The 26066-nt window shown below is 41.9% G+C and carries 27 protein-coding genes; 24 read left to right on the top strand and 3 right to left on the bottom strand.

Annotated features, from left to right (window positions below; translation table 11 throughout):
* Position 1 precedes the first annotated feature (1 nt).
* The 14 genes from hisH (at position 2) to I5J82_RS13425 (ending at position 13263) form a co-directional block, all read left to right on the top strand.
* Positions 2 to 643 carry an imidazole glycerol phosphate synthase subunit HisH gene (gene hisH, locus I5J82_RS13490; RefSeq protein WP_198768260.1) on the top strand — a complete coding sequence of 214 codons (642 nt, stop codon included), beginning with the start codon at positions 2 to 4 and terminating at the stop codon, positions 641 to 643.
* Positions 640 to 1371 carry a 1-(5-phosphoribosyl)-5-[(5-phosphoribosylamino)methylideneamino]imidazole-4-carboxamide isomerase gene (hisA, locus tag I5J82_RS13485; protein WP_198768259.1) on the top strand — a complete coding sequence of 244 codons (732 nt, stop codon included), beginning with the start codon at positions 640 to 642 and terminating at the stop codon, positions 1369 to 1371. The genes hisH and hisA overlap by 4 nt, the downstream gene beginning before the upstream one ends.
* Entirely contained in the window at positions 1371 to 2129 is a 759-nt protein-coding gene (hisF, locus tag I5J82_RS13480) for an imidazole glycerol phosphate synthase subunit HisF (RefSeq protein ID WP_197189760.1), read from the top strand. Before hisA ends, hisF begins: the two co-directional genes overlap by 1 nt.
* Positions 2126 to 2770 (top strand): bifunctional phosphoribosyl-AMP cyclohydrolase/phosphoribosyl-ATP diphosphatase HisIE, encoded by a 645-nt coding sequence (gene hisIE, locus I5J82_RS13475; RefSeq protein WP_198768258.1) that lies wholly within the window; start codon positions 2126 to 2128, stop codon positions 2768 to 2770. Before hisF ends, hisIE begins: the two co-directional genes overlap by 4 nt.
* A gap of 316 nt (positions 2771 to 3086) precedes the next feature.
* On the top strand, positions 3087 to 4712 hold the full coding sequence (locus I5J82_RS13470; protein WP_198768257.1) for a tetratricopeptide repeat protein: 1626 nt from the start codon (positions 3087 to 3089) through the stop codon (positions 4710 to 4712).
* An 84-nt stretch (positions 4713 to 4796) separates the two neighbouring features.
* A complete protein-coding gene (gene trxB / locus I5J82_RS13465) occupies positions 4797 to 5753 on the top strand; it encodes a thioredoxin-disulfide reductase (RefSeq protein WP_198768256.1) in 957 nt (318 codons plus the stop codon).
* Between the two features lie 499 nt (positions 5754 to 6252).
* The gene (locus I5J82_RS13460) at positions 6253 to 6711 is read left to right on the top strand and encodes an NUDIX hydrolase (RefSeq protein WP_066397616.1); all 459 of its coding nucleotides are present in this window, start codon (positions 6253 to 6255) and stop codon (positions 6709 to 6711) included.
* A 51-nt stretch (positions 6712 to 6762) separates the two neighbouring features.
* On the top strand, positions 6763 to 7638 hold the full coding sequence (gene rapZ, locus I5J82_RS13455; RefSeq protein WP_198768255.1) for an RNase adapter RapZ: 876 nt from the start codon (positions 6763 to 6765) through the stop codon (positions 7636 to 7638).
* The gene (locus tag I5J82_RS13450; protein ID WP_198768254.1) at positions 7639 to 8589 is read left to right on the top strand and encodes a gluconeogenesis factor YvcK family protein; all 951 of its coding nucleotides are present in this window, start codon (positions 7639 to 7641) and stop codon (positions 8587 to 8589) included.
* A 40-nt stretch (positions 8590 to 8629) separates the two neighbouring features.
* Entirely contained in the window at positions 8630 to 9571 is a 942-nt protein-coding gene (whiA, locus tag I5J82_RS13445) for a DNA-binding protein WhiA (protein WP_066397610.1), read from the top strand.
* Positions 9572 to 9612: 41 nt separating this feature from the next.
* The gene (locus I5J82_RS13440; protein WP_197193468.1) at positions 9613 to 9870 is read left to right on the top strand and encodes an HPr family phosphocarrier protein; all 258 of its coding nucleotides are present in this window, start codon (positions 9613 to 9615) and stop codon (positions 9868 to 9870) included.
* A gap of 142 nt (positions 9871 to 10012) precedes the next feature.
* Positions 10013 to 10312 carry a hypothetical protein gene (locus I5J82_RS13435; protein ID WP_198768253.1) on the top strand — a complete coding sequence of 100 codons (300 nt, stop codon included), beginning with the start codon at positions 10013 to 10015 and terminating at the stop codon, positions 10310 to 10312.
* Positions 10313 to 10612: 300 nt separating this feature from the next.
* On the top strand, positions 10613 to 12145 hold the full coding sequence (trpE, locus tag I5J82_RS13430) for an anthranilate synthase component I (RefSeq protein WP_198768252.1): 1533 nt from the start codon (positions 10613 to 10615) through the stop codon (positions 12143 to 12145).
* 140 nt (positions 12146 to 12285) lie between these two features.
* A complete protein-coding gene (locus I5J82_RS13425) occupies positions 12286 to 13263 on the top strand; it encodes a zinc-binding dehydrogenase (RefSeq protein WP_198768251.1) in 978 nt (325 codons plus the stop codon).
* Positions 13264 to 13315: 52 nt separating this feature from the next.
* Here I5J82_RS13425 and clpP read toward each other — a convergent pair whose 3' ends face one another.
* Both clpP and yvfG read right to left on the bottom strand, forming a co-directional pair.
* Positions 13316 to 13918 (bottom strand): ATP-dependent Clp endopeptidase proteolytic subunit ClpP, encoded by a 603-nt coding sequence (gene clpP / locus I5J82_RS13420; RefSeq protein WP_137791692.1) that lies wholly within the window; start codon positions 13916 to 13918, stop codon positions 13316 to 13318.
* Positions 13919 to 14137: 219 nt separating this feature from the next.
* A complete protein-coding gene (gene yvfG / locus I5J82_RS13415) occupies positions 14138 to 14353 on the bottom strand; it encodes a protein YvfG (protein ID WP_066245683.1) in 216 nt (71 codons plus the stop codon).
* Positions 14354 to 14688: 335 nt separating this feature from the next.
* On the opposite strand from yvfG, the gene cspD reads away from it, so the two are divergent.
* The 9 genes from cspD to eno all read left to right on the top strand — a co-directional run bounded on the left by cspD (position 14689) and on the right by eno (position 24648).
* Entirely contained in the window at positions 14689 to 14889 is a 201-nt protein-coding gene (cspD, locus tag I5J82_RS13410) for a cold-shock protein CspD (RefSeq protein ID WP_066245685.1), read from the top strand.
* A 218-nt stretch (positions 14890 to 15107) separates the two neighbouring features.
* Positions 15108 to 16433, top strand: a complete 1326-nt coding sequence (gene rpoN, locus I5J82_RS13405) for an RNA polymerase factor sigma-54 (protein ID WP_198768250.1) — start codon at positions 15108 to 15110, stop codon at positions 16431 to 16433.
* A 376-nt stretch (positions 16434 to 16809) separates the two neighbouring features.
* Entirely contained in the window at positions 16810 to 17055 is a 246-nt protein-coding gene (locus tag I5J82_RS13400; RefSeq protein WP_198768249.1) for a glutaredoxin family protein, read from the top strand.
* A 281-nt stretch (positions 17056 to 17336) separates the two neighbouring features.
* Positions 17337 to 18359: a sugar-binding transcriptional regulator gene (locus I5J82_RS13395; protein ID WP_198768248.1), complete on the top strand. Its 1023-nt coding sequence runs from the start codon at positions 17337 to 17339 to the stop codon at positions 18357 to 18359.
* Positions 18360 to 18440: 81 nt separating this feature from the next.
* Positions 18441 to 19448, top strand: coding sequence for a type I glyceraldehyde-3-phosphate dehydrogenase (gene gap, locus I5J82_RS13390; RefSeq protein WP_066397583.1), 1008 nt, complete (start codon positions 18441 to 18443; stop codon positions 19446 to 19448).
* 128 nt (positions 19449 to 19576) lie between these two features.
* Positions 19577 to 20761 carry a phosphoglycerate kinase gene (locus I5J82_RS13385; RefSeq protein ID WP_066397581.1) on the top strand — a complete coding sequence of 395 codons (1185 nt, stop codon included), beginning with the start codon at positions 19577 to 19579 and terminating at the stop codon, positions 20759 to 20761.
* A gap of 210 nt (positions 20762 to 20971) precedes the next feature.
* Complete coding sequence (gene tpiA / locus I5J82_RS13380) at positions 20972 to 21730, top strand: triose-phosphate isomerase (RefSeq protein WP_197221925.1); 759 nt, start codon at positions 20972 to 20974, stop codon at positions 21728 to 21730.
* Positions 21727 to 23259 (top strand): 2,3-bisphosphoglycerate-independent phosphoglycerate mutase, encoded by a 1533-nt coding sequence (gpmI, locus tag I5J82_RS13375; protein ID WP_198768247.1) that lies wholly within the window; start codon positions 21727 to 21729, stop codon positions 23257 to 23259. Before tpiA ends, gpmI begins: the two co-directional genes overlap by 4 nt.
* A 96-nt stretch (positions 23260 to 23355) precedes the next feature.
* A complete protein-coding gene (gene eno, locus I5J82_RS13370; RefSeq protein ID WP_066245699.1) occupies positions 23356 to 24648 on the top strand; it encodes a phosphopyruvate hydratase in 1293 nt (430 codons plus the stop codon).
* Positions 24649 to 24781: 133 nt separating this feature from the next.
* Here the strand turns inward: eno and I5J82_RS20665 are convergent, their stop codons facing one another.
* Positions 24782 to 24868, bottom strand: a complete 87-nt coding sequence (locus I5J82_RS20665; RefSeq protein WP_225218726.1) for a putative holin-like toxin — start codon at positions 24866 to 24868, stop codon at positions 24782 to 24784.
* Between the two features lie 450 nt (positions 24869 to 25318).
* Between I5J82_RS20665 and I5J82_RS13365 the strand changes: the two genes are divergently transcribed.
* A complete protein-coding gene (locus I5J82_RS13365) occupies positions 25319 to 26020 on the top strand; it encodes an FHA domain-containing protein (protein WP_198768246.1) in 702 nt (233 codons plus the stop codon).
* Positions 26021 to 26066 lie beyond the last annotated feature (46 nt).

Here is a 26066-nt window from a genome sequence, read left to right as displayed (position 1 = left end):
AATGATCGGAATCATTGACTATGGAATGGGCAATCTTCACTCTGTCTGTTCTGCTTTAAAAAGAATCAATCAGCCCTACATTCTTTCAGGGAATATAGAAGAACTTCAAAAAACGGATGGGCTTTTACTACCGGGAGTTGGTTCTTTTAAAGATGCGATGACAGAGCTCGAGAAGACGGGGCTAGCTGATTTTATAAAAAATGAGGCGGTGGCCGGGAAGCCTTTGATGGGAATCTGTCTTGGCATGCAGCTGCTTTTTGAAGAGAGCAGTGAGAATGGATTAACGAAAGGACTTGGTTTACTTCCAGGGAAAGTGGAGCGTTTCACAGGGGAAACGAGTGAAGGGCGCTCCTATAAAGTGCCGCACATGGGCTGGAACGATTTAAACTTTTTGCAGAGTGATCAGCCGTTAGTAAAAGGTATAGGTGAAGGGTATGTTTATTTCGTCCATTCCTTTGTTGTACAGACTGAAAACAGAGAGGTACTGGCTGCGGTCGCACAATACGAAGACGTGGAAGTTCCAGCTGTGGTCGGAAGTGGCAGGATTATGGGTACGCAGTTTCACCCTGAAAAAAGTTCGGAGACTGGCATGAGCATGCTGAAAAACTTTTGCCGTTTCGTTGAGGAGGGAAAACAAAGATGAATACATTTGTATTGTACCCTGCGATCGACATGCGTAATGGGAAATGCGTAAGGTTGATGCAAGGGGATTATGAACAAGAAACAATCTATGGAGATTCTCCTTTTGATATGGCAAAACAGTTTGCAGATCAAGGTGCAGAATGGATTCATATGGTAGATCTAGACGGGGCGAAAGACGGAAAGAAAATCAATCACGAGCATGTTTTGCGTGTTGCCAAAGAACTGTCTGTAAAAGTTCAGATCGGTGGAGGAATTCGTTCGATGGATGACGTTTCGTATTACCTAGACGGTGGAGTTGACCGGGTAATCTTAGGTAGTGCTGCGGTTTCGAATCCAGAGTTTGTTCGAGAAGCGTTACAGCGATATGGTGGATCAAGAGTGGCGATCGGTCTCGATGCTCGTGATGGATTTGTAGCAACAGAAGGATGGCTCGAAACGTCTCATATCAAGGCTGTTGATCTAGCGAAAAGATTAGTAGAAGAAGGTGCGGAAACGTTTATTTTCACTGACATCTCAAAAGACGGTATGCTGCAGGGACCGAACGTTGAAGCAATCGGAGAATTAGCAAGCATCACTGGAAAAGAAGTGATCGCCTCAGGTGGTGTAAGCTCACTTGATGATCTCGTTTCTTTGAAAGCAGATGAACGTAAAATTGCTGGTGCCATTATTGGAAAAGCTCTTTATACAGATCGATTCACTTTGCCTGAAGCGTTAGGAAGTGTGAAATAATGCTAACGAAAAGAATCATTCCATGTCTAGACGTAAAGGAAGGAAGAGTGGTTAAAGGCATTCAGTTTCTTAACCTAGTCGATGCTGGTGACCCTGTTGAACTAGCACGATTTTATGATGAAGAAGGAGCGGACGAGCTCGTATTTCTTGATATCTCTGCTAGTCATGAAGGACGGGACACGATGGTTGAAGTTGTCGAACGAGTTGCAGCAGAACTCGCGATACCATTTACTGTCGGCGGCGGTATCAATAAGCTCCAAGACATGAAACGTGTATTACGTGCCGGAGCTGACAAAGTTTCTGTAAATACAGCAGCGGTATTGCGACCAGAACTGATCACAGAAGGATCCGATTATTTTGGTGCTCAATGTATTGTTGTGGCGATCGATGCTAAGTATGACGAAGAGTTAAAATCATGGCGTGTGTATACACATGGAGGACGCAAACCCACTCAATGGGAAGTCACTGAATGGGCGCGGGAGGCCGTAAACCGGGGTGCTGGAGAAATTCTGTTGACGAGCATGGATAAAGATGGGGAAAAGTCTGGTTTCAATTTAGAGCTGACGAAAGCAGTGAGTGAGGCGGTAACCGTTCCAGTTATTGCGTCAGGCGGAGCAGGATCTTCGGAGCATTTTAGTGATGCGTTTACGATTGGAAAAGCAGATGCTGGACTTGCAGCTAGTATCTTTCATTATAAAGAAACATCGATCACAGAGGTAAAAGCAGATTTGCGAAAGTTAGGGGTGTCTGTTCGATGAATTTAGAGAAATTGAAATTTGATGAAAAAGGACTGATTCCTGCCGTAGTCCAGGATATTCAATCAAAAGAGGTACTAACGGTCGCTTATATGAACCGCGAATCGCTACAAAAAACAATCGAAATTGGCGAAACGGTATTCTTTTCAAGATCACGCCAGGAATTATGGCATAAAGGAGAAACTTCCGGAAACACACAAAAAGTAAGAAGCATTCGCTATGATTGTGATCAAGATGCTTTGGTCGTCCTCGTAGAGCCCAAAGGTCCTGCTTGTCACACAGGTGCATATAGTTGTTTTTCAGAAACGCTATATGAGAAGGATGCACGAGTGGATGCGCCAAACCCTGATCGATATCGAATTTTAACAGAACTTCAAGAGATTATCGCTAAACGAGAGCATGAGATGCCTGAAGGTGCTTACACAACCTATCTCTTTGAACACGGAGTCGATAAGATTCTGAAGAAAGTTGGAGAAGAAGCAGGAGAAGTAATCATTGCTGCAAAAAATCGTGATGCGGAAGAACTGAAATGGGAAGTTTCTGATCTTCTCTATCATGTTTTGGTTCTGCTGCAGGAGCAGAAGGTGCCTTTAGACGAGATCTTGGCCACATTAAAGGAAAGACATACGAAAAAGGACAACTGAGATGAATATCTCGGTTGTTTTTTTTCATTAGAAGAATTTATGAGCGATTCCTGGGATTTATGAGCGATTCCAGATCGACTCCTGAAATTTCAAATCGACTGCTAAATTCACTTTCTATAGAGAACCCACTCACTTTCCGCACACCTAAAGCCTCTACGGCTGAAATTCATTTTTTGTCGAAAGTTTCCTGCACATTATTTACAGTCTAAGGGGTGTTAGTCTTTTTAGCGTGTGTTATAATTTTTTGGTTGAAAACTTTGTAAACGGAACGATATAGAAGTATATATGTTTACATAAGTAGATGGAGGAACCAAATATGCATAAACAAAAACGGGCCAGTGCAGCTAGCGGCCGTGTTCTTCCCTTTATCCAGGATGGGGATTACTTTTTTGAAAAAGGAATAAAAGCCTATAACAGGCGTGATCTATATACAGCAAAAAAAATGTTTGAACGGGCCGTTACCTTCCAGCCGGAAGAGCCCTCTTTTTTATGTCAGCTTGCTTCAACGCTCGCTGAGATCGGGGAATATGAAGAATCAAATAAATACTTGTTGAACGCATTAGAGCAGTCTGGTTCTGATCTTTCAGAATGTCATTTCTTTCTTGCAAATAACTTTGCGCATCTAGGCATGTATAGTGACGCTGAAGAACATGCTCGCTTGTATATGGTGATTGATCCAGACGGTGAATTTGTGGATGATACACAAGAACTGTTAGATCTTATCTCACTCGAAACAGGAAGCAAGTCTTCTAGCTTGCCTCTTTCGACGGAAGAAGAGCTGATCAAGCTTCATGATGAAGCAAGACAATCGATCGAACGAGGAGATCTACCACTTGCGCAACAACAATTAAGAGAGATCATTTCAAATCATCCTAAGTTTTGGGCGGCGTATAACAACTTAGCACTCACTCACTTTTATAAGAGTGAGTTTGATGAGGCGATGGATGTTCTTCAAGATGTGCTCGATAAGAATCCGGGTAACTTAAACGCACTATGCAATCTTGCTATTTTTCTGTTCCATTTAGGGATGGATGAACCTGGTGGCAAGCTTGTTGAGCGATTAAAAACGGTGCATCCGATGCATCCTGAACATCGTTATAAATTGGGGAATACGTTCGGGTTGTTAGAAGAGCACTTGTATGCGAATAAGTGGCTGCAATCTCTTAGAAAGTCGTCTTTTGTTTATGATCCTGTAACCACACACATGCTTGCAGTGTCGTACTATGCACTTGGACAAAAAGACCTTTCCATAAAAACATGGAAAAAGGTAATCGAGCTTGATCCCGAAGGCCATGTTGCTCCATTTTATATGGAAAAAGCGCAAAATGGTGAGTTGACGGTGGCAGGCGGGGACTATCAATATCGCATTCCTACTAATAATCAGAACAAACCGAAAAAAGATCGTCAAGTAAAAGCGATGGAGCATATTCAGCAGGTTCGTAAAGGATTGGAAAAAAACAAAATTACGCATTTAATTCTTTTAAGAGGGAATAAAAATGAAGAGGCTTATGAGACGCTTCGTGATTTTTGTCTTAGAAAAGAAGAGTCATTACTTGTAAAAGAAATTGCGGCAAACATCATGCTAGAACATCAGCCAGAAAGAGTTGTAGAGCTTGCCCATGAAGATACTTCTGTAGAAGTGGGAACGGCATCTGAGATCATTAGTATGGCTCTGGATGTTCTTCTTTCAATAAAAGAAATGGGTTCAACGCTTGATGAGCATGTGTTGTTTTATTGGGCGGAAGCGATTAAGTTTGCGGAAATGACCGGTGAGCGAATCTTTGATAATAAAAAAGCTATTGCTGCGGCAATCGATCACTTAGCTCGTAAGCAAAAAGGGCGTTCTACTCAAAAAGGAATTGCTGATCAGTACGAGATCACAGTTTCTGTATTATCACTCCGTATAAAAAAGCTAATCGGATGGGTGAATCGCAACGTTTGAGCAGAATGATGGACTTTACTCCTATGTGCGAATAGGATATAGATATAGTAAATAAGAATTTCCTTATATAAGGAGTGGGCATTAATGACTGAAGACAGAATTTATGATGTAGCTATTCTTGGTGCAGGACCAGCTGGTATGACTGCAGCGGTTTATACATCACGCGCGAATTTGGATACGATCATGATCGAACGAGGTATCCCGGGCGGACAGATGGCTAATACGGAAGATGTAGAAAACTATCCTGGTTTTGATCACATTCTTGGACCAGAACTTTCAAACAAAATGTTTGAGCACGCAAAAAAATTCGGTGCTGAATACGCTTATGGCGATGTAAAAGAAATCATCGATGGCGAAGAGTACAAGACGATTCATGCAGGAAGCAAAACGTACAAAGCGCGTGCGATCATCATCTCAACTGGTGCTGAATATAAAAAACTAGGCATTCCAGGAGAAAAAGAATTCTCTGGACGCGGTGTTTCCTACTGTGCTGTGTGTGATGGTGCATTCTTTAAAAACCGTGAATTAGTCGTTGTTGGAGGCGGTGATTCTGCCGTTGAAGAAGGTGTTTACCTGACTCGTTTCGCTTCTAAAGTAACAATCGTTCATAGACGTGACAAACTACGTGCACAAAAGATTCTTCAACAACGTGCATTTGATAACGATAAGATCGATTTTATCTGGAATCATTCTGTAAAAGAGATTCAAGGTGAAAACAACAAAGTGAACAAAGTAACTTTAGTTCATTCTGAAACTGGAGAAGAACAAGACTTCTCAGCAGATGGCGTGTTCATCTATATCGGGATGCTGCCACTTAACGCCGCGTTTAAAGATCTTGGCATCACGAACGAGAATGGCTATGTAGAAACGAACGAACAGATGGAAACAAGAATTCCTGGTATCTTTGCAGCAGGAGATATTCGTGAAAAAACACTTCGTCAAATCGTTACGGCTACAGGGGATGGAAGTATTGCGGCACAAGCTGCTCAGCACTATGTGGAGACTTTAACGGAGAAGCTTAAAAACGTAACTTCCAATTAATGTGATTGTAACAGTGATGAAATAATTGTGGGGTATATTAAAAATAAGAAATTGACCCCCTTTTTATAAAGGCAAGACTTTGACACGAAGCCACGCTTCGTGTCCTTTTTTTGTTTTTTTATAGAGCATGGAAAAGGCTCACACTCGGAAGGGTTTTTTCCCTTATTTGTGTTCTCATCATAGACAAACTGTTTGAAGTGTAGGGTGCGAGACTCCTGCGGGACAGGCGGGCAGGTGAGACACTTATACGTGAAACGTACGAATGTGGCTCATCGCCTGCCCCGCGGAAAGCGAGTACCTGGAACGGAAAATAGCTACTTTCAAAAACATCACTGAGATTTCAAACTCATTTAATAGGTTCTTTTTTCACATAATAAGAAAAGTAAAATACCATAAATTAGAATGCTAAAATACGTCAAACCCTTGAGGCATCTGTATTGTGAGGGGTTACATAATTTAGTATACTAACAAGTAGGACATAGCCCTGAGGTGAAAACAAGTGCAAAGAGTAACAAACTGTGTGTTAATAAGAGATAATCAAGTGCTTTTACTTCAAAAGCCTAGACGGGGCTGGTGGGTAGCACCGGGCGGAAAGATGGAGTCTACCGAATCTATCCGTGATTCTGTTATACGAGAGTACCGTGAAGAAACGGGAATCTATCTGAAGAATCCGCAGCTTAAAGGTGTCTTTAATTTTATTATCAAAGAAGGCGATAAAATCGTCTCTGAGTGGATGATGTTTACCTTTTTTGCAACAGATTCAGAAGGTGTTGCACTAGATGAATGTGAAGAAGGGATTCTTTCATGGAAGCCAGTTGAAGAAGTACGCGAACTTCCGATGGCGCCTGGAGATCACCATATTCTTGACTATATGACGAGTGGCAGCAACATGATATTTGGCACATTTACGTATACACCTGATTTTGAACTGCTTTCTTATCGTTTAGACCCAGCATAAGTTAAGACGGGTCGCATAATAATGGAACATAGCTAACTGGGGGGAAATGGCATGGAAAGACATGATGTACAAATGGTGATTATTACAGGAATGTCAGGGGCCGGGAAGACGGTAGCCATGCAGAGCTTTGAAGATCTAGGCTTTTTCTGTGTTGATAATCTACCACCTGCACTACTCCCTAAATTTGTAGAATTAATGCAAGAATCTGCTGGCAAACTGAACAAGGTGGCACTTGTGATGGACCTTCGTGGTCGCGAGTTTTTTGATCAGTTGTTTTCAACGCTTGATCAACTTGCCATCTCATCTGACGTTCAGCCGCAGATTTTATATTTAGATTGTAAGGATGCAACTCTTGTACGCAGATACAAAGAAACGCGACGTTCTCATCCTTTAGCGAAGAGCGGGAATCCTCTTCAAGGCATCACGCAAGAGCGTGAGATGCTTGAAGAACTAAAAGGAAGAGCACAGCAAGTATTAGATACATCTGACTTAAAGCCTCTTCAGTTACGTGAACGTATCATTCAGCGCTTTTCCGCAAATGCGGCTCATCCGTTCACGATCAACGTGATGTCATTTGGATTTAAGTATGGGATGCCGATCGACGCTGACTTAGTGTTCGACGTTCGCTTCTTACCAAATCCGCATTATATTGAACATATGAGACCACGAACGGGGCTTGAAGCAGATATTTCGGAGTATGTTTTAAAATGGCCGGAGACGAACATGTTTTTAGAAAAATTGCTCGATCTGCTTCAGTTCATGATTCCTCAATATAAAAGAGAAGGCAAGAGCCAGCTGATCATCGGAGTCGGGTGTACAGGCGGAAAACATCGTTCTGTAGCTCTAGCTGAATACATCGGAAATGCACTTTCCAAAGAATATGTGACATTCAGCTCTCACAGAGATATGGGAAAGGATAAAGTTTAAATGAATAAGCAGCCGAAAGTGGTAGTGCTTGGCGGAGGGACAGGACTTTCTGTTCTTCTCCGCGGTTTAAAGCGCTATCCAGTTGATATCACTGCTATCGTTACGGTTGCAGATGACGGCGGCAGCTCTGGAAGGTTGAGGAGGGATTATGATATGCCTCCTCCTGGTGATGTGAGAAACGTGATCGCCGCGCTTTCTGAAGTGGAACCGCTTGTGGAAAAAATGTTTCAACATAGGTTTAAAGTGGGCGACGGAATTACAGGCCATTCTCTTGGAAACTTGCTTCTTGCGGCCATGCATGATATTACTGGAGATTTTTTAACAGGAATTCGGGAACTTAGTCGCGTTTTAAACGTAAGAGGACAGGTACTGCCTGCAGCGAAAAACAGTATAATTTTATGTGCCGAGTTAGAAGATGGGACGATTGTTCAGGGGGAATCTAAGATCCCGCTGTCGAATAAGAAAATCAAACGCGTCTTTTTATCTGATGAAAAGATCGAGCCTCTTCGTGAAAGTGTGAAAGCGATTCAAGAAGCGGATCTGATCGTGATCGGACCAGGTAGTCTGTACACGAGCATCTTGCCGAATCTTCTAGTAAACGGAATCTCTACGAGCATCCGCGAGGCAACGGCTCCTAGAGTTTATGTATGTAATGTGATGACACAACCTGGTGAGACAACAGGATACACGGCTGGTGATCACATTCAGGCTTTGATCGATCACGTAGGTCACAATTTTATCGATGTTGTTATCGCAAACAATGAAAAGATTCCTTCAGAATACCTGGATCTATACTTGGAAGAAGGCGCATCACAAGTTCAATATGATGAGGAACGGTTAAAGTCGTTCGGCATCGGTTTGTTATGTGACAACATCATCCAGTACGGAACGCTTGTCAGACATGATGCACAGCGTGTTTCTGACTTATTGTTAGGACTTATTGAAAAATAGAATACGGATTGAAATGGATGGAAGAGAGGTGGTGATGCAGGTGTCTTTTGCTGCAGATACAAAAAAGGAATTAACGCAGCTCGAACTGAAAGATTGCTGTAAAAAAGCAGAGTTAGCTGCCTTAATTCGAATGAATGGTTCCATCTCTTTCAGCAACAGAAAATTGATTCTCGATATCCCGACTGAAAATGCTGCTATTGCAAGAAGAATTTATACGTTGATCAAACGTGTATATCCTTACCACGTAGAGCTGTTAGTACGAAAAAAGATGCGCTTGAAAAAGAATAATGTCTATATTGTACGTGTTTCAGAAGAATCAAGAGCATTGTTGGAAGATTTGAAGATTATTGACGGAGCTTTTACGTTTACCCGCAACATTGCAGAGGAATTTAATAAGAAAAGCTGCTGCCGCCGTGCATACATGAGAGGGGCTTTCTTAGCAGGTGGTTCAGTAAACCACCCAGAGACAAGCTATCATCTAGAAATTTTCTCTATGTATGAAGAGCATACGGTTGCATTAGCTGAACTGATGAACACATTTGAACTAAAAGCAAAAGTTCTAGAACGAAAAAAAGGTTATATTATTTATTTAAAAGATGGCGAAAAGATATCAGAGTTCCTGACTTTAATCGGTGCTCATCATGCTGTATTGTTCTTTGAGGACATCAGAATTTTAAAAGATATGCGTAACTCAGTAAACCGACTCGTAAACTGCGAGACAGCGAACCTTAACAAAACAGTAGGTGCTGCCATGAGACAAGTCGAGAACATCAAATTCATCGACGAACAGGTAGGACTTGAAACACTTCCAGATAAGCTGCGCGAGATTGCGCAACTGAGAGTCACACATCAAGAAATTACTCTCAAAGAGCTTGGCGAGATGGTATCATCCGGCCCTGTAAGTAAATCAGGTGTTAACCACCGATTACGCAAGATTGATGAAATCGCAACGAAAATTAGAAACGGTCAACCCATCCATTGATGTTTTCCATAGAGAGATAAGGTTAGAGGAGGTAAGGTAGAATGGTTGAAAAGAAAGTAACCGTGCAGTTGAAAAGCGGACTGCAAGCACGCCCAGCGGCCCTGTTCGTCCAAGAAGCAAACCGTTACACATCTGATGTATTTGTTGAGAAGGAAGGCAAGAAAGTGAACGCGAAGAGCATCATGGGGATCATGAGCTTAGCTGTAGGCTCTGGCAGTGAACTTGTACTCGCTGTTGATGGCCCTGATGAGAACGAGGCGATCGAAGCCCTAACTGCTTTTGTTTCTAAAGCAGAATAATGGGGGTCTGACCCCATACAATTACAAAACCCTCTAATTTGTCCTTTCCATACGGACAAATTAGAGGGTTTTTCAATTTTACAGGGTTGGCCAACATCATTCTCTCTATATACTGTTAAAGAGGAAAAGGGAGGCGATTATTTTGCATCACACAAGTTTTATGCATGACTGGTCGTTTGCCGCAGGATTAACGATGGTAAATATCCTTCTGACACTATACCTGATCAAACCTCGGAGAAGTACTGTTCGTTTGATCTTTTGGGTTCTAATGTTGATTTTTATTTTTCTTTATCCACTAGCATTGGCAGGATTCTCGCTGCAATATCCAGCAAGCTCAGGACTGTTTTTAGGCCTCGCCTTTATGATTACGATCATATTCAGTCTCATCTTATTTTTTAGCGTTTGCTGGGTGTGGGTAATTAGGCATTCCTTTTATCGATAAATAACCTTGACGAATAGCTTTCTCTATTATGCGATTCTCTACATTGAAAACATATCATTTCAAAAAGAGATATCTCCTTATTTGTTAGTTGACAGGAAGTGGGTAACCCTATATATTAATCACTAATCAGGAGAATAGTAAGAGTTGAGATGAGTGGAGAACAGAGAGCATAGTTTGAGCTGAGTTGAGAGTATTTTAATCCTCCGATTAAACCTCTTTCTTAGTTTATTTATGATGCAAACGTCAGCCTCCGCTGTAAAAAGCGAGAGGTTTTTATTTTTTGAAAGAGGTGAAATGAACATGTTTATACCAAATATAGAGGAAGTCGTTTCTCTATCAAAAGACAACTTTAATGTGATTCCGATCGGTTTTACTTATTTATCTGACCATGAAACGTGCATTTCTCAGTTTGAGAGAGTGCGTCATGAAGAACACGCTTTTCTGCTTGAAAGTGTTGAAGGCGGAGAGCGTTGGGCGAGATATTCTTATATTGGCAGAAAGCCTTTCTTGGTAGTTTCGTCTTCAGGAAAGACTGTAGATATCACGTTCATAAATGAAAAGCAAAGCATACAAAAGCAAGGTTCTCCTTTAGATATTGTGAAAGACTATGTATCACGATACAAATCTCCTAAACACTCTTCTCTGCCTCCGTTTACTGGGGGAGCTGTTGGCTTTTTCGGCTATGATCTTATTCATACGTTTGAAAATGTACCAAAACCAAAATCTCCATCTGAACAAGAAAATGAAATGGAATTTTTATTCACAGATGAGGTCATCGTATTCGACCATCTTAAACAAAAAACCACGATTGTGTGCAATCTGCACGTTTCTCCTGATGATAGTGAAAAAACCTTACAACAAAAATATGAGCAAGTGTGCAACAGAATTCGTAGAACGTATGAAGAGCTGCAGCAGCCAACAAAAATGAAGGCTTTTCAGACAGAGCTTCCTTTAACAGAAATGAGAAAAAATAAGGTCCGTTCTTCACATACAAAAGAAGAGTTTTGTTACATGGTGAAGCAAGCGAAGGAATATATCAAAACGGGCGATGTTTTTCAGGTCGTGTTATCACAGCGATTCGAACAAGAAACGGAAGCAGATCCGTTCGATGTGTATCGACTCCTACGCTCGATGAACCCTTCGCCATATATGTATTATTACAAATCGAAGGACGCGTATATCGTGGGTGCGTCTCCAGAGCTTCTTGTGAAAGTGGATGATGGATGTGTGGAGAACAGACCGATCGCGGGAACACGACCTAGAGGAAAAACGCTTCATGAGGATTTAGCTTTTGAGCAAGATTTGCTTGCTGATGAAAAAGAACGAGCAGAGCATGTCATGCTTGTTGATCTAGGAAGAAATGATGTAGGAAGAGTCAGTGAATATGGAACTGTAGAACTAGATTCATATATGGAGATTGAGCGTTATTCACATGTTATGCATATGGTTTCACACGTGAAAGGAAAGTTGCAGGAAGATAAAGACTTCTTCGATGCGCTCCGCTCCTGTATGCCAGCTGGAACTGTTTCAGGTGCGCCAAAAGTCAGAGCCATGCAGATCATATCTGAACTCGAACAACAATCACGTGGGGTGTATGGTGGTGCCATCGGATACTTAGGATTTAACGGCCAGATGGATTCTTGCATCGCGATTCGAACGATCGTATTTCAGGATGGCAAAGCTTATGTCCAAGCAGGTGCAGGCGTCGTTGCGGATTCTGTTCCTGAACGAGAGTACGAAGAGACGGTCAACAAAGCGAAAGCCATGCTGAAAGCAATCGAGGGGGGGACAGACCCCAGACAAATACAAACTCCGGTTTTGTCTATTCGGTGAAGACACTCACGTCCCGAATAAGCAACAAAGTGTGCCTGGAAGCGAACCTCCTTTGAGCAGATTGCTATTATCAATTGTTGAAAATGGATATACTGTCCTTTATATTCTTTTAAATGACCAACTTAAAGGGGCGAGTATAGATGAAAGCTTTAATGCTTGAAGATAAAAATTTGTGGCGTGAGATGAAGGTTCAAGAGACTGAAAAACCTTCACCAGGACCCGGGGAAGTATTAATTCGTATCAAGGCCGCCGGACTAAATCCTGTAGACTACAAGACTGCTATTAACGGAAACCCGGCCTGGAATTATCCTCACATCCTTGGTGTTGACGCAGCGGGGATTGTTGAAGAAGCAGGTGAAGACGCTGGTGAATTCAAGCAGGGCGACCGTGTGTTCTTTCATGGGAATTTCATGAAAAATGGCGGTTTTGCAGAGTATGCCGTGACCACTGCTCATTCATTGGCTAGAATTCCTGATGAACTGTCATTCGAAGAAGCGGCTGCTCTTCCTTGTGCAGGGATGACTGCATATCAAGCACTCTTTAGAAAGATGAACCTTCAAAAAGGGGAGACGATCTTGATTCACGGTGGAGCTGGTGGTGTTGGCGGATTTGCTATCCAGTTGGCTAAACAGATCGGAGCTACCATCTTCACAACATGTTCTCCTGAAAATGAGGAGTACGTAAAAAGCCTTGGGGCCGATCACGTGATTTTTTATAAAACAGAAGACGTTCATGCACGTGTTATGGAACTGACAGACGAAGTTGGAGTCGATGCTGTCCTTGACACGGTTAGCCGCGAAAACGCAACTGAATCATTAAAAAGTATCGGATTTAATGGGCGAATAGCATTTATTGCAGGAAACCCTGATTATTCTGCTGTAAAACCTTTTAGTCAGGCACTCTCTTTCCATGAGATCGCACTAGGTGCTGCTCATTTCTCGAATTCAGTAAAAGCTTTAAAAGATTTAGCAACTATGAATGAAGAATTAGCTCACCTTGTCGTTGAAGGAAAGATTTCAGCTATGATTTCTGAAAAGATCTCACTTGAAGAAGTGCCAGCAGGACTCATCAAACTCTCTGAAAGACACGTTAAAGGGAAGATTGTTGCTGTTATATAGCACCTAAAAAAACTGGACTGCATTTACCGCAGTCCAGTTTTTTAATTACCTATTATTTTTTAATGTCTGTGCTGTCTACAGAAGTGATCAGTTTATCAACCAATCCGTATTTAACCGCATCTTCTGCAAGTAAGAAGTTATCACGGTCTGTGTCGCGCTCGATAACTTCAAGCGGCTGACCTGTTTTTTCAGAAAGGATCTTGTTCAACTGCTCACGCATCTGAATAATACGACGAGCGTGAATTTCGATATCACTCGCTTGACCACGTGTTCCTCCTAGAGGTTGGTGAATCATAACTTCTGAGTTAGGAAGCACATAACGCTTTCCTTTTTCCCCTGCAGCAAGCAAGAATGCACCCATGGATGCAGCCATACCGATACAGATTGTGGAAACGTGCGGCTTGATGAAGTTCATCGTGTCATAGATCGCCATACCAGCTGTGATCGAACCACCTGGGCTGTTTATGTATAACGAGATGTCTTTATCAGGATCTTCAGCAGCTAAGAATAGAAGTTGTGCTACGATTGAGTTTGAAACGTTATCATCGATCGCACTGCCAAGCATAATAATACGGTCTTTTAATAGACGGGAGTAGATATCGTATGCGCGCTCCCCACGGTTCGTTTGTTCAATTACTGTTGGAATTAAGTTCATGGAAATCCTCCTTCTCCTTTTTCAAGTTAAACTGTACTGTCATCATACAAAAAAGGTCAAACAAGGTCAAACAATATGCTGTATGTAACTCATTTCGCCAGCAATGCTCAATATCCTTCTTAACACCTTATGTATGGGCTATCATCATAATGCCCGCTAGAAGCAGGATTTTAAACCTCTGCATTAGAAAACAATACCCTTAATCGAGAAAAATAAGCTCTAGTTTTCGTTTTTAATCTCGATATAAGCAGTTTCCAGGTTGCGAATGCGACGTACGATCTCACTGTTTTTGTTAAGGTTATCATTAATAAGTGTGCCGACGATAGAACGGTAGTAGGCATTCATCGCATGTGTCTTTGTAAAAACATCTTTGTTGCGTTCTATGTATTGCTGAAAGTTCTCTTTAAAATAAGGGACTGAAAATGCTTCACTCACTCGTTGTTCCTCCTTCATTCATAAAACCAATCATGAAAGGTTCATGTTCTATATCTATCATAGCCTATCTTAATGTCGATGCAAAAGTATTATAAAATTTCTATCCCTTGTTTTGACAATTGGATTTTAGCATGTTATAGTTAATTCAACCATTTACGTTGTGAATATCTTTTGGATTTAAAGCGGTCGTACTTTTTGAATAAGAAGTGGAACACTTAAAATCCACTTCAGAATTATTCAGATGAGTGCGCATTTTTTTATGCATTTTTATTTACATAGTAAGTCGGTTAAAAGAGTTAAAACGCTTACAAAGCGTTTGTAAGGAGGAAACACCCATGCAAAATGGTAAAGTAAAATGGTTCAACGCTGAGAAAGGTTTCGGCTTCATCGAAGTTGAAGGCGGAAACGACGTATTCGTTCACTTTTCTGCGATTCAATCAGAAGGCTTCAAGTCTCTTGAAGAAGGACAAGAAGTATCTTTCGAAATCGTTGATGGCGAGCGTGGACCACAAGCTGCTAACGTAACAAAACTTTAATAGTAAAGTTTAAAATGCCAGACTGCCTTAGGGCGGTGCTGGCATTTTTTTGTTGGCTTCGAAAAGCGACTGTCACCTGATTGAGATTGGTGCGCAACCTGTCTTCCTCACAAATACAAATTAAAGGAATTTGTATTTGTATGGGGTCAGACCCCAAATTTTGTAGGATGTATAGCGCTTACATCTGTAGTATGATGAAGAAATAGGGGGGATCTAGAATGGAAATGGGTTTGTTTCAACAACAGAGCATGAACCTTGTCATGACAACTGAATTGCGTCAGGCCATCGCCATTTTACAAGTTCCCAGTTATGAACTGACGTCATATCTTCAAGAGCAGGCATTAGAAAACCCGCTCATTGAGATTGCAGAACCAAAGGGCATGTTCACGACTTTAAAGAAAAGCGTAAGAAAAAATGGGGTCAATGGCCGATCAGTTGATCATCAGCCACTCGAGCATCTAATCATAGAAAAAGAAACTCTTTTTGATTATCTTTATAAACAATCGATCCTTCTGCCGATTCAAGAACAGGATCAAAAACTTTTTCAATACTTACTGTTAAGTGTAGACGAGAACGGGTATCTTACCGTCTCTGCTGAAGACACTGCACATCGGTTTCAAACAACAATTGAAAAATGTGAGGAACTAATCGCTCTTCTTCAAACGTTAGAACCAGTTGGAATCGGAGCGCGAGATCTAAGAGAATGTCTTTTGCTTCAGCTTGAAGAACAGCATCTCCAACATACATTAAGCTACATAATCGTAGATCAGTACTTAGACCAGCTTGCAGAGCGTAAGATGAAATGGCTCGCAAATCATCTAAATGTAACACCTCAAGAAGTAGAAGCAGCTGCCGATCTTCTTCAAACACTTGATCCTAGACCAGGCTCAGCCTATGCTCCTGCCAGCGATCAAGCGTATTTATACCCAGATGTATCTGTAACTGAGGAGAATGGGAAATTTCATATTGCTGTTAACGAGCAATACTCACCGATGCTAAAACTGAACGAAAGCTATGGCACACTCTTAAACGGAAAGAACGCAACATCGAAATTTTTAGATGATTCGTTTCAAAAGTTCAATTGGTTAAAAAGGGCGCTAGATCAAAGAAAAGAAACGTTGCTTAACATAACGAGAGAAATCGTTAGAGTACAAGAGAAGTATTTTTTGACATTCGATCGATCTGATTTGATACCACTCACCTTAAAAGAAGTGGCAGATGAAATCGGTGTACATGAATCAACGGTAAGTCGTGCCGTAAAAAACAAAGTACTTCAAACATCTAAAGGTGCAGTTGAACTTAAATCCTTTTTTACAGCTAAAATCTTTACACAAGATGGTGGGAGCGCTTCAGCAACTTCTGCGAAATCTGAGATTAAGAAACTAGTAGAAAACGAAGATAAAACCAAACCTTTATCAGACCAGATACTCGCCACACTCTTAGAAAAGAACAGTGGTCTCACGATATCCCGAAGGACGGTTGCGAAATACCGGGAAGAATTAAACATACCATCATCTTCAAAACGGAAACGGTATACCACTTAAACTAAGGTCTTTTCCATTTGGAGAAGTCCTTTTTATTTGACGCCATGGTCGCTATTTTCTAAAAGATTGTTACTTTTAAATCTATTTATTTACTTCTTTGACTGTTGATTGGAGCGAAAGGTTGCCTGCCTGCTACAAGAGAAGCTTCTCGCAAGGCATGTGACGAGGAAGTTTACTTCATTAGCATAAACTTGTAGACGCAGGAGCAGAGATACAACCTTGAAGCGGACAGGTGGAGACTCCTAATGGCGCAAAGCGGCAGGAGGCTCACCGTTCGCCCCGTGGAAAGCGAGCAATCTTGAGCGGAAATCAACAACTTTCAAAAGCAACAATGAATACAAAAACAACTTAAAAAAAACGAAGGAGCATTAAAAAAATGGGTGAAAAAAAAGTCATACTTTATACGAAAATACATTGTCCACTTTGTGATGAGGCACATAAACTATTACAGAAGCTGCAGCAGGAGATCTCGTTTTCCATTGAGTCGATTGACATCTACCAAGATGATCTCCTTCTTGAAAAATACGGTCTGATGATTCCCGTTGTTGAAATTGAAGGAAAAGAAATCGATTACGGAATGATTTCGGAAGGTAAAGTAAAGAAAGCGCTTACTAATTTTTAATAAGTAAAAGTTGTTGAAATGTAGTGAGACTATTTGATAATATAAACTTGCCAGAGAGAAATCTGACACTTTTATGACAAAAAGTGAAGACTGGCACGTTTTAAAAGATCACTTTCAGGGTAATCTACAATAGGTAATATTGGGACTTGGGTTAAACCAAGTTATTTTCTTAAGCTAATGGGACAAAAAATGACTAACCGGGACATAAAAAGTCCAACGAGGTTATCTTCAAATTTCCCAAAAGCTTAATCGTTCATCTCATTGAATCAGGAGAATGTGCAATGAAAAAACTTATAGAGATACAGAAGAAGTTGATGCCAGATCTTCTAGAAACGATGCGAAAGCGATACAACGTATTAAATGTTGTGAGAATCCACGAACCTATTGGAAGAAGAAGTTTAGCATCCACCTTGAACCTGACAGAACGCGTACTGCGCTCAGAAGTTTCGTTCCTGAAAGATCAAGGACTTCTAAACATCCAAACTGCTGGCATGTCATTAACAACAGAGGGGCATGATATTTTACTAGAGCTTTCTGAGATGATGAAAGAATTGTCAGGTTTGTATGTTTTAGAATCCAAACTTAAGGAAATGTTAAATCTGTCAGAAGTCATCGTAGTACCAGGTGACAGTGATCAAGATGTTTGGGTGAAAAATGATATGGGTAAGGCGGCGGCAGATCGATTAAAACGTCAGCTGTCAGCTAAGAACATCATTGCTGTAACGGGTGGAACAACACTCGCTTCAGTAGCAGAGATGATGACACCTATACAAAAAGGACAACAGTTATTGTTCGTTCCTGCCCGAGGCGGACTTGGTGAGAAAGTTGAGAACCAAGCGAACACCATTTGTTCCACGATGGCTCAAAAAGCGAACGGGGAATACAGGCTGCTTCATCTACCGGATCAGTTAAGCAAAGAAACGTATCTCTCTTTGATGGCTGAGCCTGGTGTTAAAGAAGTCATGGAGCTCATACACTCCGCTGGTATAGTGCTTCACGGGATTGGCGATGCTAAAACAATGGCAGTTCGTCGAAACTCTGACCCATCTCTTCTTCAAAAGCTGGAGAAAGAAAAAGCTGTTGCAGAAGCGTTCGGTTATTACTTTGATCAGCAGGGTGAAGTCGTTCATCGCGTACGCACGATTGGCTTGCAGCTAGATGAGCTGCAGAATAGTGATTTCATTATGGCGGTAGCAGGCGGATCTTCTAAATCCGATGCGATCGCAGCATTCATGAAACACGGTCCGAAAAAGGTTTTAATCACGGACGAAGGAGCTGCCCGACAATTATTAGGACGCTCGTAAGTTCATTTCCATTTCGTTATTAAGGGGATTTCCCTTTATATAAAAAATAAATTCTCTCTTAAATCAAGGAGGTCATTTTACATGGCAACAAAAATTGGTATTAATGGTTTCGGTCGTATTGGCCGTAATGTATTCCGCGCAGCATTCAACAACCCTGAGGTAGAAGTTGTAGCTGTAAACGACTTAACAGATGCTGACACTCTTGCTTTCCTATTAAAGCATGACACAGTACACGGCAAGTTCGCTGGTTCTGTTGAAGTTAAGGAAAATGCACTTATTGTAGATGGCAAAGAAATTAAAGTTTTAGCTGAGCGCGATCCAGCACAACTTGGCTGGGGAGATCTTGGTGTAGAAGTAGTTGTTGAATCAACTGGACGCTTCACAAAGCGTGCAGACGCTGCTAAACACTTAGAAGCTGGCGCTAAAAAAGTAATCATTTCTGCTCCTGCTTCTGATGAGGATATCACTGTAGTTCTTGGTGTTAACGAAGACAAGTACGATGCAGCTAGCCACGATGTTATCTCTAACGCATCTTGTACAACTAACTGTCTTGCACCATTCGCAAAAGTTCTTCATGAGAAATTCGGCGTGAAGCGCGGTATGATGACAACTGTTCACTCATACACAAACGACCAGCAAATTCTAGATCTTCCACATAAAGATCTTCGTCGTGCTCGTGCGGCTGCTGAGAACATCATTCCAACTTCAACTGGTGCTGCTAAAGCAGTTTCTCTAGTGCTTCCTGAACTTAAAGGTAAGCTTAACGGTATGGCAATGCGTGTTCCAACTCCAAACGTATCTCTAGTTGACTTAGTTGTTGAACTTGACAAAGAAGTTACTGTTGACGAAGTAAACGCAGCACTTAAAGCTGAAGCTGAAGGCAACCTTAAAGGAATCCTTGGCTACTCTGAAGAGCCGCTTGTATCTACTGACTACAATGGCGACACTCACTCTTCTACAATCGATGCTCTTTCTACGATGGTTATGGAAGGAAACATGGTTAAAGTTGTATCTTGGTACGATAACGAAACTGGATACTCTAGCCGCGTTGTAGATTTAATTGACTATATCGCTAAAAAAGGACTTTAATAGATAGAGAAGAACAATAAGGAGGGGGAGAAGTCGTTTCAAACAGGCTTCTACTCCTCTTTCCCATGTAAAACCTGGGGATTGCTATTTCTTTAATCTTTTTACTAGTCAGGAGGCTGCATGTACTTATGAACAAAAAAAGTGTTCGTGACATCGATCTAAAAGGCAAAGTTGTATTTTGCCGTGTTGATTTTAACGTACCGATGAAAGATGGAAACATTACGGATGAAACGCGTATTAACGCTGCTCTTCCTACCATCAAATACTTAACAGAGCAAGGCGCTAAAGTTCTTTTAGCAAGTCACTTAGGGCGTCCAAAAGGACAAGTGGTTGAAGAGCTTCGTCTAACTCCTGTAGCAGAACGTTTAAGCGAGCTTCTTGGAAAAGAAGTTGTAAAAACGGATGAAGCTTATGGAGAAGAAGTTGAAAAAGCAGTCGCTAACCTAGAAGAAGGCGGCGTGATCTTACTTGAGAACGTTCGCTTTTACCCTGGTGAAGAAAAGAACGATCCTGAATTAGCACAAAAGTTTGCTGCACTTGCTGATGTGTACGTAAACGATGCTTTCGGAGCAGCTCACAGAGCACACGCTTCAACTGAAGGGATCGCGAAACATCTTCCGGCTGTTTCAGGTCTGTTGATGGAAAAAGAACTTGAAGTGCTTGGAAAAGCTCTATCTAATCCTGACCGTCCTTTCACTGCCATCATCGGTGGTGCAAAAGTAAAGGATAAGATTGACGTTATCGACAATCTATTAGACAAAGTAGACAACCTGATCATCGGCGGTGGTTTAGGTTATACATTCATTAAGGCGCTTGGCCATGATGTAGGGAAGTCTCTTTTAGAAGAAGATAAGATTGAAACTGCTCGCGGTTTCATGGAAAAAGCTAAAGAAAAAGGCGTGAACTTCCTAATTGCTGAGGATGTTTTAGTAGCCGACGACTTCTCGAACGACGCTAACACGAAAGTAGTAGCGATCGATTCTATCCCATCTGACTGGGAAGGGCTTGATATCGGAACAAAAACGATCGAAAAGTACGTAAAGGTTATTAAAGAATCGAAGCTTGTAATATGGAACGGACCGATGGGTGTATTTGAGATCGACGCATTCGCAAACGGTACTCGTTCAGTAGCAAACGCACTAGCAGAAGCAACTGACACGTACAGTGTTATCGGTGGTGGAGACTCAGCTGCGGCTGTTGAGAAATTTGGTCTTGCTGATAAAATGAGCCATATCTCAACAGGCGGCGGTGCTTCCCTTGAGTTCATGGAAGGTAAAGAGCTTCCAGGCGTAGTAGCTTTAAACGACAAGTAAGCTTTCGTGAGCGGTTGATTTCCGCTCCAGGTGCTTCGCTTTCCGCGGGGCAGGCGGTGAGCCACATTCGTACGTTTCACGTATAAGTGTCTCACCTGCCCGCCTGTCCCGCAGGAGTCTCACACCTTGCGCTTCAATCAACATGTCAATGATGTTTGAGAATGACTTTTAGCACTACCCTAAAAGAAACACTTTTAAGAGGTGAAAAGAATGCGTAAACCTATTATTGCAGGTAACTGGAAAATGAATAAAACATTAACAGAAGCACGCAGTTTTGTAGAAGAAGTGAAAGGTCTTGTTCCTTCAGCTGAAACTGTTGACTCTGTAATCTGTGCTCCTGCTCTGTTCCTTGATAGCTTAGCAGACGAGTCAGAAGGCACACCACTTGCGATTGGTGCACAAAACATGCACTTTGAAGAAAGTGGTGCGTTCACAGGTGAAATCAGCCCTGTTATGCTAAAAGATCTTAACGTTCAATATGTTATTCTTGGACATTCTGAGCGTCGTGAACTTTTTGGTGAAACAGATGAATTGGTTAACCAAAAGACACATGCTGCATTTAAACATGGTCTGACTCCGATCGTTTGTGTGGGTGAAACGCTTGAACAGCGTGAAGCAGACAAAACGAAGGATGTTGTTAAAGAGCAGACTGAAAAAGGTTTATCTGGTTTAACAGATGAGCAGATGAAACAAACCGTTATTGCATACGAGCCAGTTTGGGCGATCGGAACAGGCAAAACAGCTTCTTCTGAAGATGCGAACGAAGTATGTGCTTACATCCGTAGTGTTGTAGCAGATCAATTCTCTCAAGATGTTGCAGATGCTGTTCGTATTCAATACGGTGGCAGCGTTAAGCCTGACAACATTAAAGAATTAATGGGTATGTCTGATATTGATGGCGCTTTGGTTGGCGGAGCTAGCCTTGAGCCGAAATCTTACCTTCAGCTTCTGGAGGGCGTTAGCCGATGAGTAAAAAACCAGTAGCTTTAATCATCTTAGACGGTTTTGCTTGCCGTAATGAAGACAAAGGTAATGCTGTTGCACAAGCGAAAAAGCCCAACTTTGACCGCTACTGGGAAACGTATCCACACGCTCAACTAACAGCTAGTGGGGAAGCCGTTGGACTTCCTGAAGGTCAGATGGGTAACTCAGAAGTAGGTCACTTAAACATTGGTGCAGGACGTATCGTCTACCAAAGTTTGACTCGCGTGAATCTATCGATCAAAGAAGGAGATTTTTACGAAAATCAAACGTTTATTGATGCGATGGACCATGTAAAAAAGACCGGCAAAGCACTTCATATCTTTGGATTGCTTTCTGATGGTGGGATTCACAGCCACATCGAACACATTCTCTCACTATTAGAACTAGCTAAAAAGCAGAACGTGGAAAAGGTATATCTGCACGGATTCTTGGACGGTCGTGATGTACCACCGCAATCTGCTAAAGGTTATATTCAACGAACAGTGGACAAGATGAATGAACTCGGTGTTGGTGAGATCGCAACACTTTCTGGCCGCTATTATTCCATGGACCGCGATAAGCGTTGGGACCGAGTTGAAAAATCATACCGCGCTATGGTTTATGGTGAAGGACCAGATTACAAAGATCCATTTGAAGTCGTTGAAGATTCATACAGCAATGGCGTTCATGATGAATTCGTTCTTCCTTCAGTTTTGAAAAAAGAGAACGGTGAACCTGTTGCAACCGTTCAAGATGGAGATGCAGTGATCTTCTGTAACTTCCGTCCTGACCGTGCGATCCAAATCTCACAAGTGTTTACGAACGAAGATTTCCGTGGATTCGACCGCGGAGAAGCGTTCCCGAAAAACCTTCACTTCGTTTGTTTAACACACTTTAGTGAAACGGTTGACGGGGATGTAGCGTTTAAACCTACAAACCTAGACAACACATTGGGAGAAGTTTTATCACAACAAAACTTTAAACAGCTTCGTATTGCCGAAACTGAAAAGTATCCGCACGTAACGTTCTTCTTCAGTGGAGGACGTGAAGCAGAGTTTCCTGGTGAAACGCGTATCTTAATCGACTCGCCTAAAGTAGCAACGTACGACTTAAAGCCTGAGATGAGTGCTTATGAAGTAACCGAGGCGCTTGTTGGAGAGATTGAAGCAGATAAGCACGATGCGATCATCTTAAACTTTGCCAACCCTGATATGGTAGGTCACTCAGGAATGCTTGAGCCTACGATTAAAGCGGTTGAAACAGTGGATGAGTGCTTAGGAAAAGTGGTCGATGCGATCCTTGCAAAAGGTGGCGCTGCGATCATTACAGCTGACCATGGTAATGCTGATGAAGTGATTACGATGGAAGGCAATCCGATGACGGCTCACACAACAAATCCTGTACCGGTAATTGTGACACAAGAAGGATTAGAACTGCGTCAAGACGGAATCTTGGCCGATCTTGCACCAACAGTTTTAAACCTTTTAGGTGGAGAACAACCGAAAGAAATGACAGGTAAAACGTTAATTAAATAAGTTTATTTTACGGAATAAGTACAGAGCCTCTTGTGCATAGTGCCTTGAAATACCTTATTCTCAAAATACATTTTCTTTTAAAAAGGAGAGACAATTATGTCAGCTATTATTGAAATTTATGCTCGCGAAGTTCTAGACTCTCGCGGTAACCCAACAGTTGAAGTAGAAGTTTACACAGAATCAGGTGCATTCGGACGCGCGATCGTTCCATCTGGTGCTTCTACAGGTGAATACGAAGCAGTTGAGCTTCGTGATGGTGACAAAGAGCGTTACCTTGGAAAAGGTGTTATGAACGCTGTAAACAACGTAAACGAAAACATCGCTCCAGAACTTATCGGTTTCGACGTTCTTGACCAAGTTGGAATCGACCAAACGTTGATCGAGCTTGATGGTACTGAAAACAAAGGTAAGCTAGGCGCTAACGCAATTCTTGGTGTTTCCATGGCTGTTGCACACGCTGCTGCTGATTTCTTGAACGTACCTCTTTACATGTACCTTGGAGGATTCAACTCTAAAACTCTTCCAGTTCCAATGATGAACATCTTAAACGGTGGAGAGCATGCTGATAACAACGTGGACATTCAAGAATTCATGGTAATGCCTGTTGGTGCTGAAAGCTTCCCTGAAGCACTTCGCATGGGTACTGAAATCTTCCACAGCCTAAAAGCAGTTCTTAAAGAAAAAGGCTTGAACACAGCTGTAGGTGACGAAGGTGGATTCGCTCCAAACCTTGGTTCAAACGAAGAAGCTCTTCAAACAATCATGGAAGCGATCGAAAAAGCAGGTTACAAGCCAGGTGAAGAAGTTCGCCTTGCGATGGACGTTGCTGCTTCTGAATTGTTCAACAAAGAAGACGGTAAATACCACCTTTCTGGTGAAGGTGTTGTTAAGACTTCTGAAGAGATGGTTGCATTCTACGAAGATCTTGCTAGCAAATATCCGATCGTTTCAATCGAAGACGGTCTTGACGAGAACGACTGGGATGGCTTCAAGCTATTAACAGAGCGTATCGGTGACCGCGTACAGCTTGTTGGTGACGACTTGTTCGTTACAAACACTACTAAGCTTTCTGAAGGTATCGAAAAAGGAATCGGTAACTCAATCCTTATCAAAGTTAACCAAATCGGTACGTTGACTGAAACATTTGACGCGATCGAAATGGCTAAACGTGCTGGTTACACAGCAGTAATCTCTCACCGTTCTGGTGAATCTGAAGACAGCACAATCGCTGACATCGCTGTTGCGACAAATGCTGGACAAATCAAAACAGGTGCTCCTTCTCGTACGGACCGTGTTGCGAAGTACAACCAACTTCTTCGCATCGAAGACGAGCTAGGCAACCTTGCTGTATACCCAGGAATGAACGCATTCTACAACCTTAAAAAATAATTGGGGTCTGACCCCACACAAAGACAAACTCGCCATTTTGTCTTTGTGAAAAAGACAAGCCCCCGGATTAAGCACAAGAAGCGCTGATCCGGGGGCTGTCTTCATTTAAAAGGGGTTTAGCCAACTCTGCTGCTTATCGAGAGCGATTGTTAGAATGAAGGATAGTAACAATGAGCATTGAGAAACTGATCATGAGCGACATCGTTTCAAAAACAGTCATTTTTGATCCCTCCAATCGTGTTACCCTTAAGATTCGTAAAAGCAGGGTTGTCCTATACCTAAAAAGAGAAAGATAGGTAATAAGGCTTGTCTTTTTAGCTTAAAGGATTTCAGGATAAATTATATAAGTTGATTTTATGGGGGTGTGAGCGATTCCAGGATTTTGTGAGCGATTCAAAAGTTTTATGAGCGATTCCAGGATTTTGTGAGCGCTTCGAAAGTTTTATGAGCAATTCCAAGACTTTATGAGCGATTCGAGAACTTCAAAGACCTTCGCAAAATCTCAATGTCATTACAATCCTTTACGAGCGTCCCAAGTTTCTTAAATCACCAAATATCTACCATAGCTCTTATCGAATTTCTCACAAAACCTCTTAATCCTTCTATTTTTAACGAAAATCATTTAAAATGCTTATAACAAGTACTTGCTTGATGTACGGGGGAATTTTTGATGAATGATAGTTTATACATACGCATAGAAGCTGGGGATCCTTATGACACGGGGAGCCTCATGCCACTGAAACCTGAAGGAGAAGCACTTGTCTTCGGACGCTCTTCTCAAACGAACGAAACAGACGTGTCTTTTATCAGCCCATATGTATCTCGTAAGCATGCAGAGATTTATATGCAAGACGGTGTATCTTTTATCCGGGATCTAGATTCAAAGCACGGAACGGCGCTCAATAATCAGCTGCTCGAACCACATATTCCGAAACAACTGCAATCTGGAGATGTGATCAGCTTGGCAAAAGGAGTTATTCTGTTAACCTTCTTGAACACGCAAGCGGATCAATCGGATCTTACGATGGAGTTTACATCACCCATACAACCGGCAGAATCACAGATCACGAGTGGGTTGCACATCATTCCTGAACGCCGCCAGATCTCGATTGATGGCGAGCCTCTATTTCTATCAGGAAAGCACACCGATCTTCTTGTGTTTTTGTATCGCAAAAAGAATCAGGCGGTTAGCAGTGACGAAATAAAGATTCAAATATGGCCTGAGCGAATGGTTGCCGGTTCGAACGAGATCCCTGACGTTGGAAACGATGAGATAAATGCACTCGTTTACCGTCTAAGGAAAAAGCTAGGACCGTACGGAGATTCTATCGTTACCGTTCCACGCTATGGTTATATGCTGCAGATCAATTAAATACCATTACGTCCTAAAGTCTATTAGAACATCATCGTTCTAATAG

Origin of the sequence: Fictibacillus halophilus (assembly GCF_016401385.1) — a bacterium.
In the GTDB taxonomy this organism is placed as follows: Bacteria; Bacillota; Bacilli; order Bacillales; family Fictibacillaceae; genus Fictibacillus; species Fictibacillus halophilus.
Note: the sequence above shows the minus strand (reverse complement) of the source record. Positions and strands in the feature narration are given on the sequence as shown.